This is a genomic window from Nocardia sp. X0981 (assembly GCF_977089955.1).
Map to the genome: position 1 here is coordinate 3,454,094 of NZ_OZ372435.1, position 23,110 is coordinate 3,477,203.

The 23,110-nt window shown below is 69.1% G+C and carries 21 protein-coding genes; all 21 read left to right on the forward strand.

Annotated features, from left to right (window positions below; all coding sequences use genetic code 11):
* The first annotated feature begins 234 nt into the window (after window positions 1-234).
* The 21 genes from ACYR7D_RS15380 to ACYR7D_RS15480 all read left to right on the forward strand — a co-directional run bounded on the left by ACYR7D_RS15380 (window position 235) and on the right by ACYR7D_RS15480 (window position 23,092).
* Window positions 235-627 (forward strand): SAV_6107 family HEPN domain-containing protein, encoded by a 393-nt coding sequence (locus tag ACYR7D_RS15380; protein WP_459550171.1) that lies wholly within the window; start codon window positions 235-237, stop codon window positions 625-627.
* 195 nt (window positions 628-822) lie between these two features.
* Window positions 823-1,260 carry a DUF3040 domain-containing protein gene (locus ACYR7D_RS15385; protein ID WP_459545266.1) on the forward strand — a complete coding sequence of 146 codons (438 nt, stop codon included), beginning with the start codon at window positions 823-825 and terminating at the stop codon, window positions 1,258-1,260.
* Window positions 1,261-1,738: 478 nt separating this feature from the next.
* Window positions 1,739-2,170 (forward strand): division/cell wall cluster transcriptional repressor MraZ, encoded by a 432-nt coding sequence (gene mraZ / locus ACYR7D_RS15390; RefSeq protein WP_063061666.1) that lies wholly within the window; start codon window positions 1,739-1,741, stop codon window positions 2,168-2,170.
* A 273-nt stretch (window positions 2,171-2,443) separates the two neighbouring features.
* Entirely contained in the window at window positions 2,444-3,424 is a 981-nt protein-coding gene (gene rsmH, locus ACYR7D_RS15395; protein WP_459545267.1) for a 16S rRNA (cytosine(1402)-N(4))-methyltransferase RsmH, read from the forward strand.
* 226 nt (window positions 3,425-3,650) lie between these two features.
* Entirely contained in the window at window positions 3,651-4,541 is an 891-nt protein-coding gene (locus ACYR7D_RS15400) for a hypothetical protein (RefSeq protein ID WP_459545268.1), read from the forward strand.
* Window positions 4,538-6,490, forward strand: coding sequence for a peptidoglycan D,D-transpeptidase FtsI family protein (locus tag ACYR7D_RS15405; RefSeq protein WP_459545269.1), 1,953 nt, complete (start codon window positions 4,538-4,540; stop codon window positions 6,488-6,490). The genes ACYR7D_RS15400 and ACYR7D_RS15405 overlap by 4 nt, the downstream gene beginning before the upstream one ends.
* Before the next feature lie 89 nt (window positions 6,491-6,579).
* Window positions 6,580-8,196 carry a UDP-N-acetylmuramoyl-L-alanyl-D-glutamate--2,6-diaminopimelate ligase gene (locus ACYR7D_RS15410; RefSeq protein ID WP_459545270.1) on the forward strand — a complete coding sequence of 539 codons (1,617 nt, stop codon included), beginning with the start codon at window positions 6,580-6,582 and terminating at the stop codon, window positions 8,194-8,196.
* Entirely contained in the window at window positions 8,193-9,722 is a 1,530-nt protein-coding gene (locus ACYR7D_RS15415) for a UDP-N-acetylmuramoyl-tripeptide--D-alanyl-D-alanine ligase (protein WP_459545271.1), read from the forward strand. Before ACYR7D_RS15410 ends, ACYR7D_RS15415 begins: the two co-directional genes overlap by 4 nt.
* The gene (mraY, locus tag ACYR7D_RS15420; protein WP_459545272.1) at window positions 9,719-10,795 is read left to right on the forward strand and encodes a phospho-N-acetylmuramoyl-pentapeptide-transferase; all 1,077 of its coding nucleotides are present in this window, start codon (window positions 9,719-9,721) and stop codon (window positions 10,793-10,795) included. The genes ACYR7D_RS15415 and mraY overlap by 4 nt, the downstream gene beginning before the upstream one ends.
* A gap of 49 nt (window positions 10,796-10,844) precedes the next feature.
* The gene (murD, locus tag ACYR7D_RS15425; RefSeq protein ID WP_459550172.1) at window positions 10,845-12,311 is read left to right on the forward strand and encodes a UDP-N-acetylmuramoyl-L-alanine--D-glutamate ligase; all 1,467 of its coding nucleotides are present in this window, start codon (window positions 10,845-10,847) and stop codon (window positions 12,309-12,311) included.
* Entirely contained in the window at window positions 12,308-13,735 is a 1,428-nt protein-coding gene (gene ftsW, locus ACYR7D_RS15430; protein WP_459545273.1) for a putative lipid II flippase FtsW, read from the forward strand. The genes murD and ftsW overlap by 4 nt, the downstream gene beginning before the upstream one ends.
* The gene (gene murG, locus ACYR7D_RS15435) at window positions 13,732-14,871 is read left to right on the forward strand and encodes an undecaprenyldiphospho-muramoylpentapeptide beta-N-acetylglucosaminyltransferase (RefSeq protein ID WP_459545274.1); all 1,140 of its coding nucleotides are present in this window, start codon (window positions 13,732-13,734) and stop codon (window positions 14,869-14,871) included. The genes ftsW and murG overlap by 4 nt, the downstream gene beginning before the upstream one ends.
* Window positions 14,872-14,939: 68 nt before the next feature.
* Complete coding sequence (murC, locus tag ACYR7D_RS15440; protein ID WP_459550173.1) at window positions 14,940-16,379, forward strand: UDP-N-acetylmuramate--L-alanine ligase; 1,440 nt, start codon at window positions 14,940-14,942, stop codon at window positions 16,377-16,379.
* 6 nt (window positions 16,380-16,385) lie between these two features.
* Window positions 16,386-17,078, forward strand: coding sequence for a cell division protein FtsQ/DivIB (locus ACYR7D_RS15445; protein WP_459545275.1), 693 nt, complete (start codon window positions 16,386-16,388; stop codon window positions 17,076-17,078).
* Between the two features lie 385 nt (window positions 17,079-17,463).
* Complete coding sequence (gene ftsZ, locus ACYR7D_RS15450; protein WP_459545276.1) at window positions 17,464-18,756, forward strand: cell division protein FtsZ; 1,293 nt, start codon at window positions 17,464-17,466, stop codon at window positions 18,754-18,756.
* A gap of 120 nt (window positions 18,757-18,876) precedes the next feature.
* Window positions 18,877-19,608 carry a peptidoglycan editing factor PgeF gene (gene pgeF, locus ACYR7D_RS15455; RefSeq protein WP_459545277.1) on the forward strand — a complete coding sequence of 244 codons (732 nt, stop codon included), beginning with the start codon at window positions 18,877-18,879 and terminating at the stop codon, window positions 19,606-19,608.
* A 158-nt stretch (window positions 19,609-19,766) separates the two neighbouring features.
* Window positions 19,767-20,648 (forward strand): YggS family pyridoxal phosphate-dependent enzyme, encoded by an 882-nt coding sequence (locus ACYR7D_RS15460; RefSeq protein ID WP_459545278.1) that lies wholly within the window; start codon window positions 19,767-19,769, stop codon window positions 20,646-20,648.
* A gap of 105 nt (window positions 20,649-20,753) precedes the next feature.
* Window positions 20,754-21,530: a cell division protein SepF gene (locus ACYR7D_RS15465; RefSeq protein WP_459545279.1), complete on the forward strand. Its 777-nt coding sequence runs from the start codon at window positions 20,754-20,756 to the stop codon at window positions 21,528-21,530.
* 90 nt (window positions 21,531-21,620) lie between these two features.
* Window positions 21,621-21,923, forward strand: a complete 303-nt coding sequence (locus ACYR7D_RS15470; RefSeq protein WP_459545280.1) for a YggT family protein — start codon at window positions 21,621-21,623, stop codon at window positions 21,921-21,923.
* Between the two features lie 63 nt (window positions 21,924-21,986).
* Complete coding sequence (gene wag31, locus ACYR7D_RS15475) at window positions 21,987-22,832, forward strand: DivIVA-like cell division protein Wag31 (protein WP_459545281.1); 846 nt, start codon at window positions 21,987-21,989, stop codon at window positions 22,830-22,832.
* Window positions 22,833-22,891: 59 nt separating this feature from the next.
* Complete coding sequence (locus ACYR7D_RS15480; protein WP_459545282.1) at window positions 22,892-23,092, forward strand: hypothetical protein; 201 nt, start codon at window positions 22,892-22,894, stop codon at window positions 23,090-23,092.
* Window positions 23,093-23,110 lie beyond the last annotated feature (18 nt).

Below are 23,110 nucleotides of genomic sequence, written 5' to 3' on the forward strand. Positions count from 1 at the left end.
CGGTGGGCTCTTTCGTGGTCGGCCGGGCTCAGCTGCGGATTCCGGAAGCGCGAACCTGTCGGTGGGCGTCTCTATATTCAAGCTCGAGCCAAACGTTCGAATGCCTGTTCGGCCCCCACGGTGCACGCTCAGCCTGCCATACCGGCGGGCCGCCCGGGGGTATGACGGGCGAGATACGGAGGGACGGCTATGTCGGATCGAAACGTTCACCCGGGGCAGCCCGGGCGGGCGGGGATGCTGTTGCGTCGCGCCGACGGCCTGCTGATGGAGTCGGCCGGGGAGCGGGACCCGCGGGAACGATTCCGCGTCGCCTATCTCGCGGCGTTGCGCGGGGCGGGGGCCGTGCTCGCGCTCACCGGTGCCGATACCGCGCCCCGGGCACGATCGCGTAACGCCTGGGTGATGTTGCAGCGCGCCGCGCCCGAATTCGTGATGTGGGCGGATTACTTCAGCGGCCATTCCGGAACGCGGGCGGCACTCGAGGCCGGCCTGCCCCGGGAGATCGACGAGGCGTGGGCCGACGAGTTCTCCTCACGAGTCGGGGCTTTCCTCCACGACGTGGAGGATCTCATCGCCCCGGCGGCGCGGCTGCGTGCGGCCGGCGACGAAGGCCGGAGCGGGCGGTAACAGGTGGTCCGCGGCGGGCGGACCTCCGCCTTTGTGGCCGCGTGGACTCGATCCGGGGACGAAGTTCGTTCGGCTGCCCCCATATGGTGGTACGGCTCTTGGTGAACTCGTATCATTGGGGGCAGATAGCCGCCAAGGGGTTATCTGTCGCCTACCCGGAGGCGACAGCCACGTCCTAGTGCCGGGGGAGGTACCGTGCCACTCTCCGAGCACGAGCAGCGCATGCTCGAACAGATCGAGAGCGCTCTCTATGCTGAGGATCCGAAGTTCGCGTCGTCCGTCCGCGGTGGACGTCTCCGTACGACCTCGAGTCGCCGTAGACTCCAGGCCGCGGCCCTGTTCGTACTCGGCCTGATTCTGCTCGTCGCGGGTATCGCCCTCCCGGTGCGTCCCGGCGGCTTCCCGATCATCAGTCTGATCGGGTTCATCGTGATGTTCGGCGCCGGGGTGCTGCTCCTGCTGGGCGGCGCCAACAGCGGCCCCTCGGGTCGCGGCGGTGGACCGGCGAGCGGTTCACGTCCGGTATCCGGTTCGTCGGAACGCTCCGGCGGTAGTCGTGGTCGTCCGCGGCGCTCCGGTGGGTTCACCGAGCGGATGGAGGACCGTTTCCGCCGAAGGTTCGAGCAGGAGTAGCCACCGGCGGCCGACGCCGGCAGCAGCGTGCAGCGGTGCCGCACCGGAGATCCGGTGCGGCACCGCTGTTCCCGTCCACCCGGCCCGTTGCCGCCCCTCCGCCGTTTCCCGGCCCCGCCGTGTTCCCGCCCCTATCGGTGGTCTGCTCCACACCTCCCCACCGGGTTACTCCATTCCGCCCCACCGGCCCGCCCGATAAACCGTGAACAGGTGGTTTGCTGGAAGTTGTCGGGAACGTGCGGAGGGGGCGCGCGCGGACGCGCGCGGGGAGGCAGAGTATGCGAAGAGTCCACCCCGGCAGTGATAGCTGGGATGACCTGCGGAATCGCTCGGCCGGGGAGGCACATCACCCCGTGTTTCGATTGAAAGTGGGGGAAAGTGGGGTAATGTGGAGCGCGCACTACAGGAGAGGCCGTGAGGCGCTCGACCGGCCCAGCCGGTCAACACCATTCGAGGTGGTCCGGTAGGAGGTAGCGGGGTGTTTCTCGGTACCTACACACCTCGGCTGGACGACAAAGGGCGACTCACGTTGCCCGCGAAGTTTCGAGACGATCTGGCGGGAGGGTTGATGGTCACCAAGGGACAGGACCACAGCCTTGCCGTTTATCCGAAGGACGAGTTCAGCGCACTCGCCCGGCGAGCCGCTTCGGCATCCCGGAGCAATCCGCAGGCGCGTGCTTTCATCCGGGCGCTGGCCGCGGGAACAGACGAACAGCGTTTGGACGCGCAGGGTCGGATCGTGCTGTCGGCCGAACATCGCCGGTATGCCAACCTCACCCGCGACTGCACGGTCATCGGTTCGGTCGACTTCCTGGAGATATGGGACAAACAGGCGTGGGAAACCTACCTCGCCGAGCACGAGGAGGACTACGCACAAGCGAGAGACGAGGCACTGGGCGGAATTTTCTAGCCCCGCGCGAGTGCCACGCGGCCTCTGCCCGGACGCGGACCCTGACGTACTTCCCCGACGCCAGGTGCTGCTTCGGTCAGAGACCCCGCGGCATTCGTTACGTCACCGATATCCCTCTGCCGCAGCCACTGCGGCGGACGATATCGCGGCGATGCGGCCCTATCTCACGCACCGATCGTTCTGCCGCCCGGCGCTCTTTCCGCGCCGAGGATCACGGCGCTATTGGAGCCGAATCCGGTTGTTACGGAGCGAGGCACGAATCCGGGAGGTCAGGTGAACCGTGAGCAGTACGGTACGCGGCACGTTCCTGTTCTGCTCACCCGCGCGGCCGAACTGCTCGATCCGGTACTGGACGGCCCCGCGGCGGTCTACCTCGACGCCACCCTCGGACTCGGCGGTCATGCCGAATACTTCCTGCGCACCCATCCCGATCTGCGGCTCGTAGGGCTCGACCGGGATACCGCAGCCCTCGCGCTCGCCGCGGACCGGTTACAGCCCTACCGGGACCGGATCACCACGGTGCACACCCGCTACGACGGAATCGCCGACGCCCTCGCGGCGGCCGGCCTGCCCGCCACCGGATCGGTCAGCGGTCTGCTGATGGACCTGGGGGTTTCGTCCATGCAACTGGACGAAGCCGACCGGGGTTTCGCCTATTCCGTGGACGCGCCGCTGGATATGCGGATGGACGCCACCACGGGCCCCACCGCCGCCGATGTGCTCAACACCTACAGCCGGGGCGAACTCGCCCGGGTGCTGAAAATCTATGGCGAGGAACGATTCGCGAACCGGATCGCGGCCGAGATCGTGCGGCGGCGGGCCCGGCAGCCGTTGCGCACCAGCGCCGAACTGGTGGAGCTGCTCTACGACACCATTCCCGCGGCGGCCCGCCGCACCGGCGGGCATCCGGCCAAACGCACCTTCCAGGCGCTGCGGGTGGAGGTGAACGGCGAACTGGATTCGTTGCGCGCCGCGCTGCCCGCGGCATTGGACGCGCTGCGGCCGGGTGGGCGGATCGTGGTCATGTCCTACCAGTCGCTCGAGGACCGGGTCGTGAAGCACGAACTCGCCGAACGCGCGAAATCCCGCACACCGGTAGGTCTTCCGGTCGAACTTCCCGGGATGGGACCCCAGTTCCGCATCCTGACCCGGGGCGCCGAACAGGCCGGTCCCGCGGAGGTCGAGGAGAACCCGCGCGCCGCCCCGGTGCGGATGCGAGCCGCGGAGAAGATCGTGCCGGAGGAAACCGGATGACTCGTTCCTCCTCCGGCCGGATCGGATCGTGGGCCTCCGGAACGCCGAAATCCCTTGTTCCGAGAGTGCGATTCGGGTACGACGGTGCTTATGCGAAAAGTGGGTATGGCATAGGCGTACGGCGTGCCGCGGTACCGGAGGAGTGCCGGTCGGGCACGCCGGAGCACTGGAGCGGAGCGCGCGGGCCGGAACCGCGGGCCATCACACCGAGACGGGGGTGTCTGGTATGAGTGTGAGCACACGTACCGAGACCGGGCGGCCGGCCCGGCGGGTGCACGAGGCGGAACGAGTGAAATCCGGCGCTGCCCAACGCGCCTACGCGCGTCGCAGGCATCGGTCCGGCGGTCCGGCGGTAGCCGCCGCGCCGCCGTCGGAGCTGACGGGGCGGGTGCCGTTCGTGGCCGCGATCCTGGCCATGTTCGGTTGCGGGCTCGTACTCACCCTGGTGTTGACCACGCGCGCCGCCGAGGACAGCTACCAGCTCAGTGATGCCCGGGAGGCCAACCGGGTGCTCTCGGACGAACGCGCCGCGCTGCAGCGGGAGGTCGCCGCGGCCGATTCGGCGCCCGAACTGGCCGATCGCGCGCGGGAACTCGGGATGATCCCCGCCGTGGACCCGGCCCGGCTCGTGGTCGGTCCGGACGGGACGGTCACGGTGATCGGTGAGCCGGTCCCGGCCCAGGGGCCGCCCGCCCCGCCGCTGAACGCGCCACCGCGCTCCACGGCTCCGCGCAACGGAGCGGATCCGGGGGAGCGGGTCGTCCCGGTGCCCGCGGTACCGGACTCCGAATCCGGTGAGCCCGCCTCGGGCAGTGTGCTCGCCGCCCCGGAAGCGGCTCCCGAGGTCCCGGGAGCACCCGCCGGGGCGGCACCGCCGAACGGGGTACCGGCCCAGGAGCCGGAGGCCGCCGCGGAACCGGTCGCGCCGCCCGCCGGTCCGGCTCCGGCGGAACCCGGCCCCCGGCCGGCCGAGGGCGCGGCTGCCGCGGAGAACGCCGAACCGGTGGCTCCCGCTCCGGCGAGCACCGATATGCCCGTATCCGTCGACGGAGCAGCGCCCGGTGTGCCTACACCGGCGCCGGAACCGGCTGTCCCGGCGGGGGAGGGGATGCGATGACCCGGCGCGGATCGGGACGCGGGCGCGGTGGTGGTGCACCGCGAACCCGGTCCTCGTCCGCCCGCAACGCCGCGAAGACCCGGTCGGTATCCGGGAAGCCGGCTTCGTCCGGGCGTCCGCCCGTCAAGCGGCCCCGCGGCCGTAAGGACGGCCCGGTGCGGCTGCGTCTCGGCACCGGCCGGGTGATCATGCTCGTCGCGCTGACGGTGGTGGCACTGCAACTGCTGTGGATCCAGACCATCGCCGCGCCCTCGCTGTCGGCGCAGGCGGCCGGACAGCGCACCGCCTACCAGGATCTGCCCGCGACCCGCGGCAGTATCACCGACCGGCACGGGAAGTCGCTGGCTTTCACTCTCGTCGCCCAGTCGCTGAGCTTCCAGCCGATCCGGGTGCGCAAGGATCTCGCCGACGCCCGGGCGAAGGACGATTCCGCACCGGACCCGGAGCAGCGGCTCGAGGACATCGCCCGCACCATCCACGAGGTGCTGGGTGCGGAAGGGCCGTCCGAATCCGATCTGCTGGACAAACTGCGCAGCGACCAAACCTTCGTCTACCTGGCCCGTAATGTCGACCCCCGGAAGGCCGACGAGATCACCTCGCGCTTCCCCGAAGTCGGCTCCGAACGGCAGGACCTGCGCGAATACCCGGGCGGGTCGCTGGCCGCGAATATCGTCGGTGCCACCGGCTGGGACGGCCACGGCCGGGTCGGTCTGGAGGCCTCACTGGATTCGGCGCTGGCCGGTACCGACGGGTCCTACACCTATGACCGCGGTTCGGACGGCGCGGTGATCCCCGGCAGCTGGCGCGACCGGCAGCCGGCGGTGGACGGTGACGATATCGAACTCACCCTCGATTCGGATCTGCAGTACTACGTCCAGCAGCAGGTGCAGCTGGCCAAGGACCGGTCGGGCGCGAAATCGGCCTCCGCCGTCGTACTCGACGCCAATACGGGCCAGGTGCTGGCCATGGCCAACGACAATACGTTCAACCCGGCGCTGCCCCCGCAGCACTGGGATCCCGCGGGCCTGGACAACCCGTCGGTGACCCAGCCTTTCGAGCCCGGTTCGGTGAACAAGGTGGTCACGGCCGCCGCCGCCGTCGAGTACGGTCTCACCACCCCGGACGAGGTGCACCAGGTGCCCGGCCGGATCCATATGGCCGGGGTGACCGTCGGGGACGCCTGGGAACACGGTGTCGTCCCGTACACCACCACGGGAATCTTCGGGAAGTCCTCCAATGTGGGCACCCTCATGCTGGCGCAACGGGTCGGCGAGGACCGGTTCGCCGATATGCTCGAGCGCTTCGGACTGGGCCGGCGCACCGAGGTGGGGCTGCCGGCCGAGAGTTCGGGGCTGCTGCCCGCGCGAGACCAGTGGTCCGGGGGCAGCTTCGCGAACTTGCCGATCGGTCAAGGTCTTTCGATGACGACCCTGCAGATGACCGGGATGTACCAGGCCATCGCCAACGACGGACTGCGGATACCACCGCGGATCGTCCGGGCCACGGTGGCCCCGGACGGGACACGGACCGAGGAACCGGCGCCCGAAGGGGTGCGCGTGGTGAGCCCGGAAACGGCCCGCACCCTGCGCTCGATGTTCCAGTCGGTGCTCCAGCACGATCCGAGCGGGGTGCAGACGGGCACCGGCGCGGCCGCCGCCGTCGAGGGTTACCGGATCGCCGGGAAGACCGGTACCGCGCAGCAGGTCGACCCGAACTGCGGTTGTTATTCGAGCTCTTCGTACTGGATCACCTTCGCCGGTATCGCCCCGGCGGACAATCCGCGCTACGTCATCGGCATGATGCTGGACGCGCCCGTGCGCAGTTCCGATGGCAGCGGCGGGCAGTCGGCCGCGCCGCTGTTCCACGATATCGCTTCCTGGGCGTTGCAGCGGGACCGGATCCCGCCCTCGGGCGAACCCGAACAGCAGTTCGTCCTGCAGGCGTCGTGATTCGGCGAACCGGCTTGTCCGCCCGAGACGCGGCGTCGGTAACCTGACTCGTCGTCGTATCCGCGCTTCATCATGCAGAGAGGAACCCTGTGCCCGCGCAGTCCAGCCAGCACGCGCTCAGGCCGGCCCGGCCGATATCGACGCCGCTGTCCGACCTGCTGGAACTGATCGCCGCCGAATCCCGGCCCCCGGTCGATTCCCACCTGCGGATCACCGGTATCGAACAGCGCTCCGAGGCGGTGGTGCCCGGTGATCTGTTCGCCGCGTTACCGGGTTCGCGCGCCCACGGCGCCCGGTTCGCCGCGGACGCGGTGAGCCGTGGCGCGGTTGCCGTCCTGACCGACGCCGCGGGCGCGGAGCTCGCCGGCGAGCTGCCGGTGCCCGTGCTGGTGCGGGAGAATCCGCGCGCGGTGCTCGGGGAGCTGTCCGCGGCGATCTACGGTCATCCGTCCGAGCGACTGCGGATCATCGGGATCACCGGTACCTCCGGTAAAACCACCACCGCGTACCTGGTGGAGGCGGGGCTCGCGGCCGGTGGCGCGTCCACGGCGCTGATCGGCACCATCGAGACCCGGATCGGCGGTCGCCGGGTGCCCAGTGCGCTCACCACTCCCGAGGCACCGCAACTGCACGCCATGTTCGCGCTGATGGTGGAACAGGGCGTGGACGCGGTGGTGATGGAGGTGTCCAGCCACGCGCTGGCGCTGGGCCGGGTGGACGGGGTGCGGTTCGCGGTGGGAGCGTTCACCAACCTGTCGCAGGATCACTTGGACTTCCACGCCGACTTCGAAGACTATTTCGCCGCGAAACGCCGGTTGTTCGAGGCCGGATCGCCGGTGGCCGCGCGCACCGCGGTGGTGTGCGTGGACGACGCCTGGGGCCGCCGCCTGGCCGACGGGCTGGAGGAACCGGTCCGGGTGTCGACCACCGGTCCCGCCGACTGGGCGCTGGCCGCACCGGCCCGCGCCCACGGCGGCGAACAGGAGTTCACCGCCGCCGGTCCGGGCGGCGAAACCGTGGTGCGGCTGCGGTTGCCCGGGGACTACAACGTCGCCAACGGGCTGTTGGCGCTCGCGGTATGCGCCGCCGTGGGGGTGGCACCGGAAACCGCCGCGCCCGCACTGGCCGCGGTGGATGTACCCGGCCGGATGCAGCGAGTGGAGCGGGGACAGGACTTCCTGGCGCTGGTGGACTACGCGCACAAACCCGCCGCGGTGGAATCGGTGATCGCCACGTTGCGCGGTCACCTGGCCGCAACCCGGAGCCGGGGCCGGTTGGCGGTGGTGGTCGGCGCGGGTGGTGACCGGGATCCCGGGAAACGGAGCCTGATGGGCGCGGCCGCGGCGCGCGGTGCCGATCTGCTGATCGTCACCGACGACAACCCGCGCACCGAGGACCCCGCCGCGATCCGCGCGGCGCTGGTCGCCGGCGCGCGGAGCGTCGCCGAGGAACAGCGCGGGGAAATTCGTGATATCGGCGACCGGGCCGCGGCCATCGAGGCCGCGGTGCACTGGTCGCACACCGGTGATGTGGTGCTGGTGGCCGGAAAGGGTCACGAGGTAGGGCAGGAGATCAACGGGGTGAAATATCCGTTCGACGACCGTGAGGTGCTCGCGGCCGCGATCGATTCGACACTGCGGCACAGTTCCGGGGGCGCGGACAACGGTTCGTGGCCCTCGGATGCGGAGGACTTGACAGTTTCATGATCGAGATGACACTGCGGGATATCGCCGAGGTCGTGGGCGGGCAGCTGCACGATATCGGCGACCCGGAGGTGAGGGTGACCGGTACGGTCGAATTCGATTCGCGCCGTATCGGTCCCGGCGATATCTTCCTCGCCCTGCCGGGCGAGCGGGTCGACGGCCACGATTACGCGGCGGCGGCGATCGAGGCGGGCGCGGTCGCGGTACTGGCCGCCCGGCCGGTGGGTGTTCCGGCCATCGTGGTGCCGCCCGCTCCCGGCGCGGTGCCGGCCAGTTCGGTGGCACTCACCCACGATTCGACCGGGGCCGGCGCCGCCGTGCTCACCGCGCTGGCCGAGCTGGCGCGGGAGAGCGTCTCGCGGCTGGTGGCGGCCGGTGGGCTGACCGTGGTCGGGGTGACCGGATCCTCGGGTAAGACCTCCACGAAGGATCTGCTGGCGGCGGTGCTGACGCCGCTGGGTCCGGTGGTGGCGCCGCCCGGATCGTTCAACAACGAACTCGGGCATCCGTGGACCGCGCTGCGCGCCGATCACACCACCAGGTTCCTGGTGCTGGAGCTGTCGGCCCGCGGTCCGGGCCATATCGCCGCGCTGGCGCGAGTAGCGCCGCCGAGTATCGGGGTGGTGCTCAATGTGGGCACGGCGCATCTCGGGGAGTTCGGCAGCCGTGAGGCCATCGCGCAGACCAAGGGCGAACTGGTGGAGGCGCTGCCCGCCACCGGCCTCGCCGTGTTGAACGCCGACGATACGAAGGTCGCCGCGATGGCCGGCCGGACCCGGGCCCGGGTGGTGCGGGTCGGGCAGTCGGCGGGTGCGGATATCCGCGCCACCGGGGTTTCGCTCGACGATCAGGCGCGGGCATCGTTCACGCTGCACACTCCGCACGGAGACCGGGATGTGACGCTGGCCGTGCACGGTGAGCACCAGGTCGGCAACGCGCTCTCGGCGGCCGCGGTGGCCCTGGAATGCGGTGCCGATCTCGACACTCTCGTCGCGGCGCTGTCCGGGGCCCGGGCGGCCTCGGCGCGGCGGATGGACGTGCGCACCAACGCCGCGGGAGTCACGGTGATCAACGATTCCTACAACGCGAACCCGGATTCGATGCGGGCCGCGCTCAAGGCGCTGGTCACCATGGCGCGGGCCGGTGATACGCCCCGGCGCAGCTGGGCCGTGCTCGGCGAAATGGCCGAACTCGGGCCGGAATCGGTGGTGGAACACGACGGTATCGGCCGGCTCGCGGTACGGCTGGACGTGGACCGGCTCGTGGTGGTCGGTACCGGCCGACCCTCCCGGGGCATGCACCAGGGAGCGGTCATGGAAGGCTCATGGGGTGAGGAATCGGTGCTCGTCCCGGATATCGAAGCGGCCGTGGAGTTGCTCGCCGCCGAAGTCGGCGCGGGTGATGTGGTGCTGGTGAAGGCATCGCAATCGGTCGGCCTGTGGACGGTGGCCGAACGGCTGCTGGCCGCGGGAGACAAGCACAGCGGCGCCGGCGCCGCCGACGGGGTGAGCACGGAGGCAGTGCGATGAGACAGATCCTTTTCGCGGCGGCGATCGCACTGACGGTGTCGATCCTGCTGACCCCCCTGCTGATCCGGATATTCGCCCGGCAGGGTTTCGGGCAGGAGATCCGGGTCGACGGACCGGCCAGCCACCAGTCCAAACGGGGCACCCCCACCATGGGCGGTGTGGCCATCATCATCGGTATGTGGGCCGGGTATCTGGGCTCGCATCTGATCGGAATCGGCTACGACGCCGAGGGACCCACCGCCTCCGCCCTGCTGGTGCTGGGCCTGGCCACGGCCCTGGGCGTGGTCGGTTTCATCGACGACTTCATCAAGATCCGCAAGGGCCGCAATCTGGGGCTCACCGCCGCGGGCAAATACCTGGGGCAGATCACCGCGGCGGTGGTCTTCGGCGTGCTGGCACTGCAGTTCCCCGGGGGCAGCGGACTGTCTCCGGCCAGCCGGCAGCTGTCCTATGTCCGCGATATCGACACCGTGTCCATGAGCGTGGTGGTGTTCCTGGCGTTCGTCTGCCTCATCGTGGTGGCCTGGTCGAACGCGGTGAACCTCACCGACGGCCTGGACGGCCTGGCCGCGGGATCGATGAGCCTGGTGCTCGGCGGCTATGTGGTGATCACGTTCTGGCAGTACTACCACTCGTGTGAGACCAAACCCGAGACCGGTTGCTACAACGTGCGCGACCCGCTGGATCTGGCGCTGGTCTGCGCCGCCGGGACGGCGGCGTGTATCGGGTTCCTGTGGTGGAATGCCGCTCCCGCCAAGATCTTCATGGGCGATACCGGTTCGCTCGCGCTCGGTGGTCTGCTGGCCGGGCTGTCCATCACCACCCGGACCGAACTGCTGATGATCGTCATCGGTGCGCTGTTCGTGGCCGAGGCCGCGTCGGTGGTGCTGCAGGTGGCGGTGTTCCGGACCACCCGCAACCGGTTGTTCAAGATGGCGCCCTTCCATCATCACTTCGAATTGAGCAAGTGGGCGGAGACCACGGTGATCATCAGGTTCTGGCTACTGGCCGCCATGGCCTCGGCGGCCGGGCTGGCCCTGTTCTACAGCGAATATCTCTCGGCGGTCGGGTGAGCTGACAATGGAGGAACACGCGCCACGGGCGCTGCGCTCGCCCGGTCCGATGCTGGAATTCCTGCGCGGCCGAGAGGTCTTGGTCGCCGGGTGGGGAATTTCGGGTCGCTCGCTGATCACGCCGCTGCGCGATATCGGCGCCCGCCCGGTGGTCACCGACAGCGGGGCGAAGGCCCTGGCCGAAGCCACCGAGCTGGGCCTGGACACGGCTCCCACACCGGAATTGGAGCACACCGACTGGTCCCGGTTCGCGCTGGTGATCACCAGTCCGGGCTGGCGCCCCGATTCGCCGGTACTGGCCTCGGCCGTCGCCGAGGGTATCCCGGTCTGGGGTGACGTGGAATTCGCCTGGTGGGTGGATCAGGCCCGGATCTACGGGCCCGTCCGGAAATGGCTGGTGGTCACCGGGACCAACGGTAAGACCACCACCACGTCGATGACACATTCCATCCTGCGGGCCGCCGGTATCCCCAGCGTCGCCTGCGGCAATATCGGTCTGCCCATCCTCGACGCGCTGCGCCGCAACCCCGGACCGCAGGTGCTGGCCGTGGAACTGTCCTCGTTCCAGTTGCACTGGGCGCCTTCGGTACGGCCGGAGGCCGGGGTGGTGCTGAACGTGGCCGAGGACCATCTGGACTGGCACGGCGGGCTCGACGCCTACGCGGCGGCCAAGGCGCGGGCGTTGCTCGGCCGGGTCGGTGTGGTCGGTCTCGACGATCCGGTGGCCGCCAGCCTGGGGCGTCGTTCGAAGGCCCGGCGTACGGTCGGATTCCGGACCGGGGTTCCCGCCGACGGCGAACTCGGCGTGGTCGACGGCAAACTCCTCGATCGCGCGTTCACCAAGGCGGCGATCCTGGCCGAAGCCAAGGAGATCAGCCCGCCCGGCCCGGCCGGTGTCGCCGATGCGCTGGCCGCCGCCGCCCTGACCCGGGCGATCGATGTGGCGCCGCAGTTCGTGCGTGAGGGCCTCGTCGAGCACAAGGTCGGACCGCATCGTGCCGCGCTGGTCCGGGAACTGGGCGGGGTCGAGTTCGTCGACGATTCCAAGGCGACGAACCCGCATGCCGCGCGGACCTCGATCCTCGCGCATCAGCAGGTGATCTGGCTGGCCGGTGGTCAGCTCAAGGGCGCCGGGGTCGAGGATCTGGTGGACGAGGTGGCCGAGCGGCTGGTCGCCGTCGTGCTGTTCGGCGTGGACGCTCCCGTGATCGCGGCGGCACTGGCGCGACACGCGCCGGAAGTCCCCGTCCTCGAGCTGGATACGCGAGACCATGCGGGCATGGGTCGGGCAGCTCCGAACGAAACGATCTCCGGCGGACCGGATACCGAGACCGCCGATGCCGTCATGGCCCGGGCGGTACGCGAGGCCGCGGCGTTCGCCGGGCCCGGCGATACCGTACTGCTGGCGCCCGCGGCCGCTTCGCTGGACATGTTCACCGACTACGCCCACCGCGGACGCAGTTTCGCCGGTGCGGTGGCGGGTTTGAAGGACGAGGACCTCGGGCGGCGGTTATGAGCCCGCGCGGCACGCGACAGATACAGGTGGGCCGTTTCGGCGCCTGGCTGGCGCGGCCGCTGGCCTCGTTCCATCTGGTGGTCACCATTGCCACCCTGCTGACCGTGCTCGGTTTGGTGATGGTGCTCTCGGCGTCGAGCGTGGAGTCCTACGCCGACGGTAAATCGGCCTATTCGCTGTTCATGCAGCAGACGATGTACGCGGTATTCGGCACCGTGCTGTTCTATCTGGCGCTGCGGATACCGTTCCGGTGGTTGCGCCAGATGTCGTTTCCGTTGTTCGCGCTCTCGGTCCTGCTGCTGGTGCTGGTACTCGTTCCCGGTGTCGGCAGTACGGTGAACGGTGCCCGCCGCTGGATCGATCTGGGGTTCTTCTCGATCCAGCCGTCGGAGGTCGTGAAGGTCACGTTCGTGGTCTGGGGGGCGCATCTGCTGGTTTCGCGGCGGGTCGCGGCCCGGGCGGCCAACGATCCCCGTGGCCTGAAGAACATTCTGGTGCCGCTGGTACCGGCCGGTCTGCTGGTCTGTCTGCTGATCGTCCTGCAGCCGAACCTGTCCACCACCATTGCCATGGGTATCGTCCTGCTGGCGCTGCTGTGGTTCGGGGGTCTGCCGATCCGGCTCTTCGTCGCCATTCTGGCCTCGGGTGCGGTCGCGGCTCTCGTCCTCGCGCTGTCGGCCGGGTACCGCTCCGACCGGATGCGCGCGTTCTTCAACCCCGGCGACGATCCGCAGGGCATCAACTACCAGGCCCGCCAGGCGATGTATTCGCTCGCCGACGGTGGGCTGTGGGGACGCGGGCTGGGGCAGAGCCGCGCCAAATGGAGCTATCTGCCCAACTCGCACAACGATTTCATCTTCGCCATCATCGGCGAGGAACTCGGTTTCCTGGGTTGCGCGCTGGTGCTGGGCCTGTTCGCGCTGTTCGTCTACACCGGTCTGCGGATCGCGGCGCGTTCGGTGGATCCGTTCCTGCGCTTGCTCACCGCCACCGCCACCACGTGGATCACCGGGCAGGCGCTGATCAATATCGGGTACGTGGTGGGTCTGCTGCCGGTCACCGGTCTGCAGTTGCCGCTGGTATCGGCGGGTGGTTCGTCACTGGCACTGACGCTGCTGATGTTCGGCATCATCGCCAACGCCGCCCGGCACGAGCCCGAGGCGGTGGCGGCGCTGCACGCCGGACAGGACGGCCGCGTCAGCCGCCTGCTGCGCCTGCCGAAACCGGAGGTCCACCATCCGCCCCGGGCCCGGTCCGGCGCCGCCCGTGACCGGGCCCCGGACCGCCGGCCGGCTCGGGACCGGGGCGAGGCGCCCGCCCGCTCCCGGACCAGCAGCCGGGGTACCGATACCCTGCGGGCAACCCGGGCCTGGGAGCCCAGCTATTCGGTGACACACGCACGAGAACGGGGAAAACACAGGTGAGCGCAGCTCAGTCCGCCGGAGAGCAATCGGCGGGGCGTGGGATATCGGTGATCGTCGCGGGTGGCGGCACCGCAGGGCATATCGAGCCCGCCTTGGCGGTGGCCGATGCCCTGCGCCGGCTCGCGCCCGGCAGCACGGTGACCGCGCTCGGCACCCAGCGGGGACTGGAGACCACGCTGGTGCCCGAACGGGGCTATCCACTCGAGCTGATTCCGCCGGTGCCGCTACCACGGAAACCCACCGCGGATCTGCTGCGGTTGCCGGGCCGGGTCCGGGCGTCGGTGGCGCGCACCCGGGAGATCATCGACGAGGTCGGCGCCGATGTGATCGTCGGCTTCGGTGGGTATGTGGCGCTACCGGCCTATCTCGCGGCCGGGCCGGGGTTGCTGCGGCGGCGTCGCGCGGTGCCGGTGGTGGTGCACGAGGCGAACGCGAAAGCCGGTATCGCGAACAAGGTCGGCGCCCGGCGCGCCGCCCGGGTGCTCGCGGCGGTACCCGGTTCCGGCCTGGCCGCGGATGTGGTCGGTATCCCGGTGCGTTCCGCGATCACCTCCCTGGATCGGACCGCGCTGCGCGCGCAGGCCCGCGCCCACTTCGGACTGCCCGCCGAAGGTCCGGTACTGCTCGTCTTCGGCGGCTCCCAGGGTGCGCGTTCGCTCAACGAGGCGATCTCCGGCGCCGCGCCCCAGCTGGCCGCGGCGGGTATTTCCGTACTGCACGCGCACGGCCCGAAGAACACCCTCGATATCGTCTCCACCGACCCCGACGTACCGTATGTCGCGGTGCCCTATCTCTCCCGCATGGATCTCGCCTACGCCGCCGCCGACGCGGTGGTCTGCCGGTCCGGGGCGATGACCGTCGCCGAGGTGTCGGCCGTCGGTCTGCCGGCGGTGTACGTGCCGCTGCCGCACGGCAACGGCGAGCAGGAACTCAACGCGCGGCCCGTGGTGGCCGCCGGTGGTGGCAGAATCGTTCCCGACCCGGAATTGTCCCCGAAATATGTGATCGATGAGGTGATACCGCTGCTCACGGATTCAGCACGCATTGCCGAAATGGGACGTGCCGCCGCCGGCGCCGGCCACCGCGACGCCGCCGACGAAGTAGCGCGGATCGTGCTGCGGGTGGCGGGACGGTGAGCGAGGAACAGGGGACAGTACCCGAATCCGGCCCCGGCGCGTTGCCGCCGGAGCTGGCCCGGGTGCACATGGTCGGGATCGGGGGCGCCGGAATGTCCGGTATCGCCCGGATCCTGCTGTCGCGTGGGGGCGCGGTCTCGGGCTCCGATGCCAAGGAGAGCCGCGGGGTGCTGGCGTTGCGGGCCCGCGGCGCACAGGTGCGGATCGGTCACGACGCCGGTGCGCTGGATCTGCTGCCCGGCGGTCCGACGGCGGTGGTGACCACCTATGCCGCCATTCCGAAAACCAATCCCGAACTGGTGGAGGCGCATCGGCGCGATATTCCGGTGCTGCTGCGGCCGACCGTACTGGCCGCCTTGATGAGCGGCCATCGCACCCTGCTCGTCTCGGGCACCCACGGGAAGACGTCCACCACATCGATGCTCATCGTCTCCCTCCAGCACTGCGGGCTGGACCCGTCCTTCGCGGTGGGGGGTGAGCTCAACGAGGCGGGCACCAACGCCCATCACGGTAGCGGCGATATCTTCGTCGCCGAAGCCGATGAGAGCGACGGATCGCTGCTGCAGTACGCCCCCGATGTCGCGGTGGTCACCAATATCGAATCCGACCATCTCGACTTCTTCGGATCCGATGCCGCCTATGTGCAGGTCTTCGACGATTTCACCGACCGGCTCGCCGACGGTGGACTCCTGGTGGTCTGCCTGGACGATCCGGGAGCGTGGGCGCTGGCCGAGCGGGTGGGGCAGCGGTTGACCGATCGCGGTGTCCGGGTACTCGGTTACGGGTCCGGTGAACTGACCGGCGCTCCGATTCCCGTGGGAGTGCGGTTGCACAGTTGGGAGCCCCGTGATGTCGGGGGGGTGGCGCAGTTCGAGCTCGCCGGTGAATCCGCGCCGCGGACACTGCGGCTCGCGGTGCCGGGCCGGCATATGGCGCTCAACGCACTGGCCGCACTGCTGGCCGCGCGGGCGGCGGGTGCGGATGTGGACGAAATCATCCAGGGTCTGGAGGGTTTCGGCGGGGTACACCGGCGGTTCCAGTTCGTGGGCCGGGAGAACCGGGTGCGGGTCTTCGACGATTACGCCCATCACCCGACCGAGGTCCGCGCGGTGCTCGGCGCCGCCGCCGAACTGGTCGATCAGGAGGCGCGCGACGGTGCGCTGTCGCGCCGGGGCCGGGTGATCGTCGTCTTCCAGCCGCATCTCTACAGTCGTACAGCGACATTCGCCGCCGAGTTCGGCGCGGCACTCGATCTGGCCGACGAGGTGGTGGTCCTCGACGTCTACGGCGCCCGTGAGGAACCGTTACCGGGGGTCAACGGCGCACTGGTGGCGCAGGCGGTCGGTAAACCCGTGCACTACCAGCCGGATATGTCGCGGGTGGGCCGGCAGGTGGCCGGTTTGGCCCAGCCCGGTGATGTGGTGATCACCATGGGCGCCGGTGATGTCACCATGCTCGGCAGCCAGATCCTGGACGGACTACGCGCGCGTCCGCAGTACGGACGGTGAGGCGGAATGCGAGCCGGGAGGCAGCGATTCGGTGCGGGCGGATTGCGGCGTTTCCGGTTGTGGGCGCTGCCCGCGTGCGCGCTGGTGATCACGTTCGCCGCGCTGGCCTGGTTCACGCCGCTGCTCTCGGTGCGCGAGGTGCGGATCGAAGGGGCCGGTGCGATTCCCGAAGAGCGGATCGAGGAGTTGCTGCGACTTCCGGAGCGGGGCTCGATCCTGCGGATCGATACGGCCGCCATGGCCGAACGGGTGGCGAGTCTGCCGAAGGTGCGCAGTGTGCGGGTGCAGCGGGTACTGCCGTCCACGGTGCGGGTGCGGATCGAACAACGAATCCCGGTGCTGTACTACGACACTCCGGAGGGCGCGCATCTGCTCGACGCCGATGGTATCGAGTACGCCATCGAAGCGACGCCGATCGGAGTGCCGCAACTGCTGACCGCCCGGCCCGGCAGCGCGGATCCGCTCACCCGGTCCGCGGTCGCCGTGGTGAACGTTCTACCACCGGAATTGGAGGCGCAGGTAGAAACCGTAACGGCCGATACGGTCTCCGACATTTCGCTGACACTGCGCGACGGTCGCACGGTACTCTGGGGCAGCAGCGAGGACGGCGAACGAAAATCAGCGGTGGTGCTACCGCTGCTGACCCGGCCGGGAACCGTGTTCGACGTCTCGAGTCCCAGTCTGGTCACGGTAAGATGAATTCCAGCAATCTTGTTCGGTGCGACCTCGTTCGGTTCGATGCTCCGCCTCGGCTCCGGGTGATCGCCCGGCCGGTACGCGCGGCGGGGGCCGGGGGCGTCCCACGATGTGGGCGTGGATTGCTGAGCAACCGTTCACGATACGACGTCTGCCGCCCTGGCAGAAGTGGGTTCGCCGAAGAAACTGGTTATCGTCTCGGCGCGCCTGCGAGCGGATCGCGACGGCGGCGAATAGCGTTCCGCACCAGTCGGATACTTGACATAACTCCAAACCTATGGTTGAGGTTTAGGGTTTGCCCGGAGCGCGGTCCGCGGATTTCGATCCCGCGGACCGGTACCGGGCATCCGAAAACGACAGACTTTGGATCGAAGGAAGGCGAGAGCTCATGACGCCCCCGCACAACTACCTTGCCGTGATCAAGGTCGTCGGTATCGGCGGCGGCGGCGTGAACGCCGTCAACCGAATGATCGAGCAGGGTCTCAAGGGCGTCGAGTTCATCGCGGTGAACACCGACGCCCAGGCACTGCTGATGAGCGATGCCGACGTGAAGCTCGATGTCGGGCGGGAGCTCACCCGGGGACTCGGCGCGGGTGCCGACCCCGAGGTCGGTCGTAAGGCCGCCGAGGATCACAAGGACGAGATCGAAGAGGTGCTCAAGGGCGCCGATATGGTCTTCGTGACCGCGGGTGAGGGCGGCGGTACGGGTACCGGCGGCGCACCGGTCGTGGCGAGTATCGCGCGCAAACTCGGTGCGCTCACCATCGGTGTGGTCACCCGCCCGTTCTCCTTCGAGGGCAAACGACGCGGTAATCAAGCCGAGGTCGGTATCAACCTGCTGCGTGAATCCTGCGACACCCTGATCGTCATTCCCAACGATCGGCTGCTGCAACTCGGCGACGCCGCGGTGAGTCTCATGGATGCCTTCCGTTCCGCCGACGAGGTACTCCTCAACGGTGTGCAGGGCATCACCGACCTGATCACCACCCCGGGGCTGATCAATGTCGACTTCGCCGACGTCAAGAGCGTGATGTCCGGCGCGGGCAGCGCGCTCATGGGTATCGGTTCGGCCCGCGGCGAAGGGAGATCGGTCAAAGCGGCGGAGGCGGCGATCAATTCACCCCTGCTCGAGGCATCGATGGACGGCGCGCACGGAGTGCTGCTCTCGATCGCGGGTGGATCGGATCTGGGTCTGTTCGAAATCAACGAGGCCGCTTCGCTGGTACAGGAAGCCGCGCATATCGAGGCCAACATCATCTTCGGTACGGTTATCGATGATTCGCTCGGCGACGAGGTCCGGGTCACCGTGATCGCCGCGGGTTTCGACGGCGGCGGCCCGGCACGGCGCACATTCGAGGCCGCGACCAGTCGCGGATCGCTGGGTTCGGGCCGGAGCGGGGAGATCTCCGCGCAATCGCGGACCACCGAACTCGGCCAGTCCCGTACCGCCGAACTCGGCGCCGGCCGCAGCCATCTCGAGGAAACCGGGGCCCTGCGCGCCGGTGATCCGGCCATCGCCCGTGGTCCGGCGCCCAGCTACCGCGATACCGAACGGACCCGCCCACCGGTGGATCCGGTGTCGTCCCTCGGTTCCCGGGACCGACTCCAGCCGCCACCTCCTCCGGACCTGCCCGACGATGACGACGACGATGTCGACGTCCCGGATTTCATGCGTCGCTGAGCCGGTGGTCGCCGGAGGGTCGCCGCGGGCCGGCCACCGGTGACGATATCGCGGATTCCGGCGCCGGGCAGTGGTGCCGGAGGGCGGGGGATCCCCGGCCGGGCCGTTAGGCTCGATGACATGACAGCGGCATCGGTACTCACGGTTCGGCGGGTGGTGACCACGCGCGCGGGTGGTTTCTCCGCGCCGCCCTACGATTCGTTCAATCTCGGCGACCATGTGGGCGACGACCCCACCGCGGTGCGGCGCAACCGGGCCCGGCTCGCCGGAACACTCGGATTGCCCGCGGACCATGTGATCTGGATGGAGCAGATCCACGGGCGGACGGTGACGACCGTGGACGGCCCCCGGACCGAGCCGGTACCCGCCACCGACGCCCTGGTCACCACCCGCCCGGGTCTGGCGCTGGTGGTGCTGACCGCGGACTGTGTTCCCGTGCTGTTGTCGGACGACGAGGCCGGAGTGATCGCCGCCGTGCACGCCGGCCGGATCGGTGCGCGGATCGGTATCGTGCCCCGGGTACTGGAGGCGATGGTCGCCGCGGGGGCCCGTCCCGAACGCATCGGCGCCCTGCTGGGTCCCGCCGCCAGTGGTCGGCAGTACGAGGTGCCCGCCGAGATGCGCGCCGATGTCGAGGCGCATCTGCCGGGCAGTGCCACCACCACCGTGCGCGGTACCCCCGGGCTGGATCTGCGCGCCGGGATCCGCCGGCAGCTCGCCGCGGCGGGGATCGGCGGGATCGCCGAGGATCCGCGCTGCACCATCGAGGACACGACGCTGTTCAGTCATCGCCGCGGCGCGCCGACCGGACGGATCGGCAGTGTTATCTGGATGGAATCGGGTACGGCATGAGCGAAGGCCTCCGGGCGCCGGGCGTGTGCTCGTCCGCGGCGGAGGGGTTACGCGCGTGATGATGGAGGGTGCCGGTGTCGGTGGTGATACCGGGGTTCGGAGCAGGGAGAGTTCATGCGGGCAGGGACGGCCCGGCGGCGAGAGGCCGGTGGGTACGAATGACGAGTGGAGAATCCACGGGAGATCGGCTCGTCCTCGACGGTGAAGAGGAGCGGGGATTCTCCGGTGTGCCGGCGCGTACGCCGTCCGGAACGGGCGGAGCGGAGCGTCCGGAAGCGGGCGGAGAAGCTGTCCCGGACAGTTCGGCCGAGCGGTTGCGGGAGACCGCAAGGGAAGCGGAGCTCGCGCGCAACCTGACCGCTCTGCTCGCGCGCATCGATGCAGCGTGCCGGGCCTGTGGGCGTGATCCGGCCGAAGTCGGCCTCCTGCCGGTGACAAAATATTTTCCCGCCTCCGATATCGCTCTGCTGTATCGTCTGGGCCGCCGCGAGTTCGGGGAGAACCGCCCGCAGGAGGCCGCCGCCAAAGCCGCCGGATTCCGCGGACCGGACCCTGTCCGGTGGCATCTGATCGGGCGGTTGCAGCGGAACAAGGCGAGGCAGGTGGTGCGCTGGGCCCACGCGGTGCATTCGGTGGACAGCGAACGCCTGGCGACCACCCTGGCGAGGGCCACCGCGGCCGCGTTGGACGCGGGGGAGAGGACCACACCGTTGCAGGTACTGATCCAGGTCGCGCTGGACGCCGACCCCGGTCGCGGCGGTATCGCCCCCGCCGCGGTACCCGCGCTGGCGGACCTGATCGCGGAAGTGCCCGAGCTATGTCTGGCAGGGATTATGGCCATCCCGCCGCGAGCCGCCGATCCCGATGTGCAGTTCGCCCGGCTGGCCGAACTGCACGGGCGGATACGGACGGACCACCCCGGCGCCACCCAGCTGTCCGCCGGTATGTCCAATGATCTTGAAAGAGCTATTGCCCATGGATCCACGTGTGTGCGTGTCGGTACCGCCCTCATGGGCGAACGGCCGATAACCTCGGCGTAGCAAACAAACCTCATCAGTCACATTCGACACATATGCTGGGACACGACGAGGGCTGAGCAAGACTTCAACACCCGGCCGCCACCGGGGCCGAAGGAAGGTCGACCAATGAGCACGCTGCACAAGTTCAAGGCGTACTTCGGCATGGTTCCGCTCGAGGATTACGAAGACGACTACGTCGACGATCGCACCCCGCGCGGGGTCGAGGATCGCGGCGGGCGACGACCGCGTGACTACTCCGACCGCGCTCCCCGCGACTACGACGACCGTCCGGAATTCGATCGGTACGCCGAGGACCGCTACGACGGCCCCGACTACCGCGACGTACCGTACAAGCCGCCCTACCAGCCCAGCTACCCCGCGTCGCGCCGGGACGACTACCCGGGCGATGCCTATGACGACGATTACGAGGGTCCGCGCCGCCCCACCCGGATCGACGCCGCCTCCTCCGGGCGGTATCGTCCGGGCGGCGGTGCCTCCCTGCGCGGCGCGACCAGGGGAGCGCTGGCAGTCGATCCCGATGCCGAGGAGCGACGGCTGGCCGAGCGGGTCCGTCCCGAACCGGCTGCCGCCCGCCGTCCCGCGATCTTCGAGGACGGAGGTCCCTTGTCCAAGATCACCACGCTACGTCCGCGTGATTACAGCGAGGCCGCGATCATCGGCGAGCGGTTCCGTGAGGGCAACCCGGTGATCATGGATCTGGTCGACCTGAGCAACGCCGATGCCAAACGGCTGGTCGACTTCGCTGCCGGGCTGGCCTTCGCGCTGCGCGGGTCGTTCGACAAGGTGGCCACCAAGGTGTTCCTGCTCTCTCCGGCCGATGTGGACGTATCGGCCGAGGAACGCCGCCGCATCGCGGAAACCGGCTTCTACAACCAGAAATAGCGGGAGCCGTCCCGGTCCGGGCGCGGGCGGGGGCGGCCGGAGTCGGCGCGGGCATTTTGCACCGCGCCGATTTTGCGGCAGAGTGACATCGTGGACTTGTTCGCGGTGCTGTACTTCGTACTGTTCATCTTCTGGCTGCTGCTGATCAGCCGTGTGATCGTCGAGTTCATCCGGAGCTTCGCCCGCGACTGGCGTCCCACCGGGGTGGTCGTCGTGATCCTGGAGGTGATCTTCACCGTCACGGATCCGCCCGTGAAGCTGTTGCGGCGGTTGATACCGCCTGTTTCGCTGGGCGGAGTCCGGCTGGATCTCTCGATCATGGTTCTGTTGTTCCTGGTCTTCATCCTGATGTCGGTGGTCAGCCGGCTCGGACAGCCGGTAGCTCCGGTGTGACAGAATGGGCCGTGAAGACTTGCCAGAGCCGCTAGATCTGCCAACGCGCGAAGGGATCCTTCCATGCCGCTGACCCCAGCCGATGTGCACAACGTCGCGTTCAGCAAACCGCCGATCGGGAAGCGCGGCTACAACGAGGACGAAGTCGACGCCTTCCTGGATCTCGTGGAGCAGGAACTCTCCCGGCTGATCGAGGAGAACGCCGACCTGCGCCAGCGGGTTGCCGAGCTGGACGCCGAACTGGCCGATGCCAAGAGTGGCCGCGGCCCCGTGAGCCCGGCTCTGGGTAAACCGGTGCCGCAGGCCCCACCACCGGAGCCGATCAAACCCCCGGTCCAGGCGCCGCCGTCGGCGCCCATCCCGGTGGTTCCGGCGGCGCCCTCGGCGAGCGATGTCGCGGCCGACGCCAATATGCAGGCGGCCAAGGTGCTGAGCCTGGCGCAGGAGATGGCCGATCGGCTCACCAGTGACGCGAAGACCGAAGCCGAGAATTTGCTGGCGAACGCGCGGGCCAATTCCGAGCGTATGGTCAACGAGGCACGGGCGCGGTCGGACGAGATGATCGCCGACGCCCGCCACAAGTCCGAGGCCATGATCTCCGATGCCCAGACCCGCTCGGACAGCCAGCTGCGGCAGGCCAAGGAGAAGGCCGACGCCCTGCAGGCCGATGCGGAGCGCAAGCACACCGAGATCATGGGCACCATCACCCAGCAGCGCAATGTGCTGGAGAGCCGGATCCAAACCCTCAAGACGTTCGAACGCGAGTACCGGGTGCGGTTGAAGTCGTATCTGGAATCGCAGCTCGAGGAGTTGGAGAACCGTGGTTCGGCGGTCCCGGTGGACGAAGGTGACACCTTCGATACCGGCGCCAATCAGCTCGCTCCCGCCTCGTTCGCCAAGGGCGAATAACCACCGCCCGATACCGCTGGGAGCGATCGGGCGCCCGGCCTGCTGTCCTGGGGGTCATCATGCTTGTCTTGACACTGGTGCTCGCCGCGATCGGCTCGGTTCTGCTGATTCTGTCCCTGACCACCGGCTCGGTGGGTTGGGCCTGGGGCTGCATCGTGGTGTGTGTCATCGGTGCCGTGGTACTGCTGGTGAGCGCGCTATCGATCCGTGCACCCGATGACGAACAGGTCCCCCCGCGTGACCAGCACGCGAAACGCTGACGAGAACTACGAGCGGGA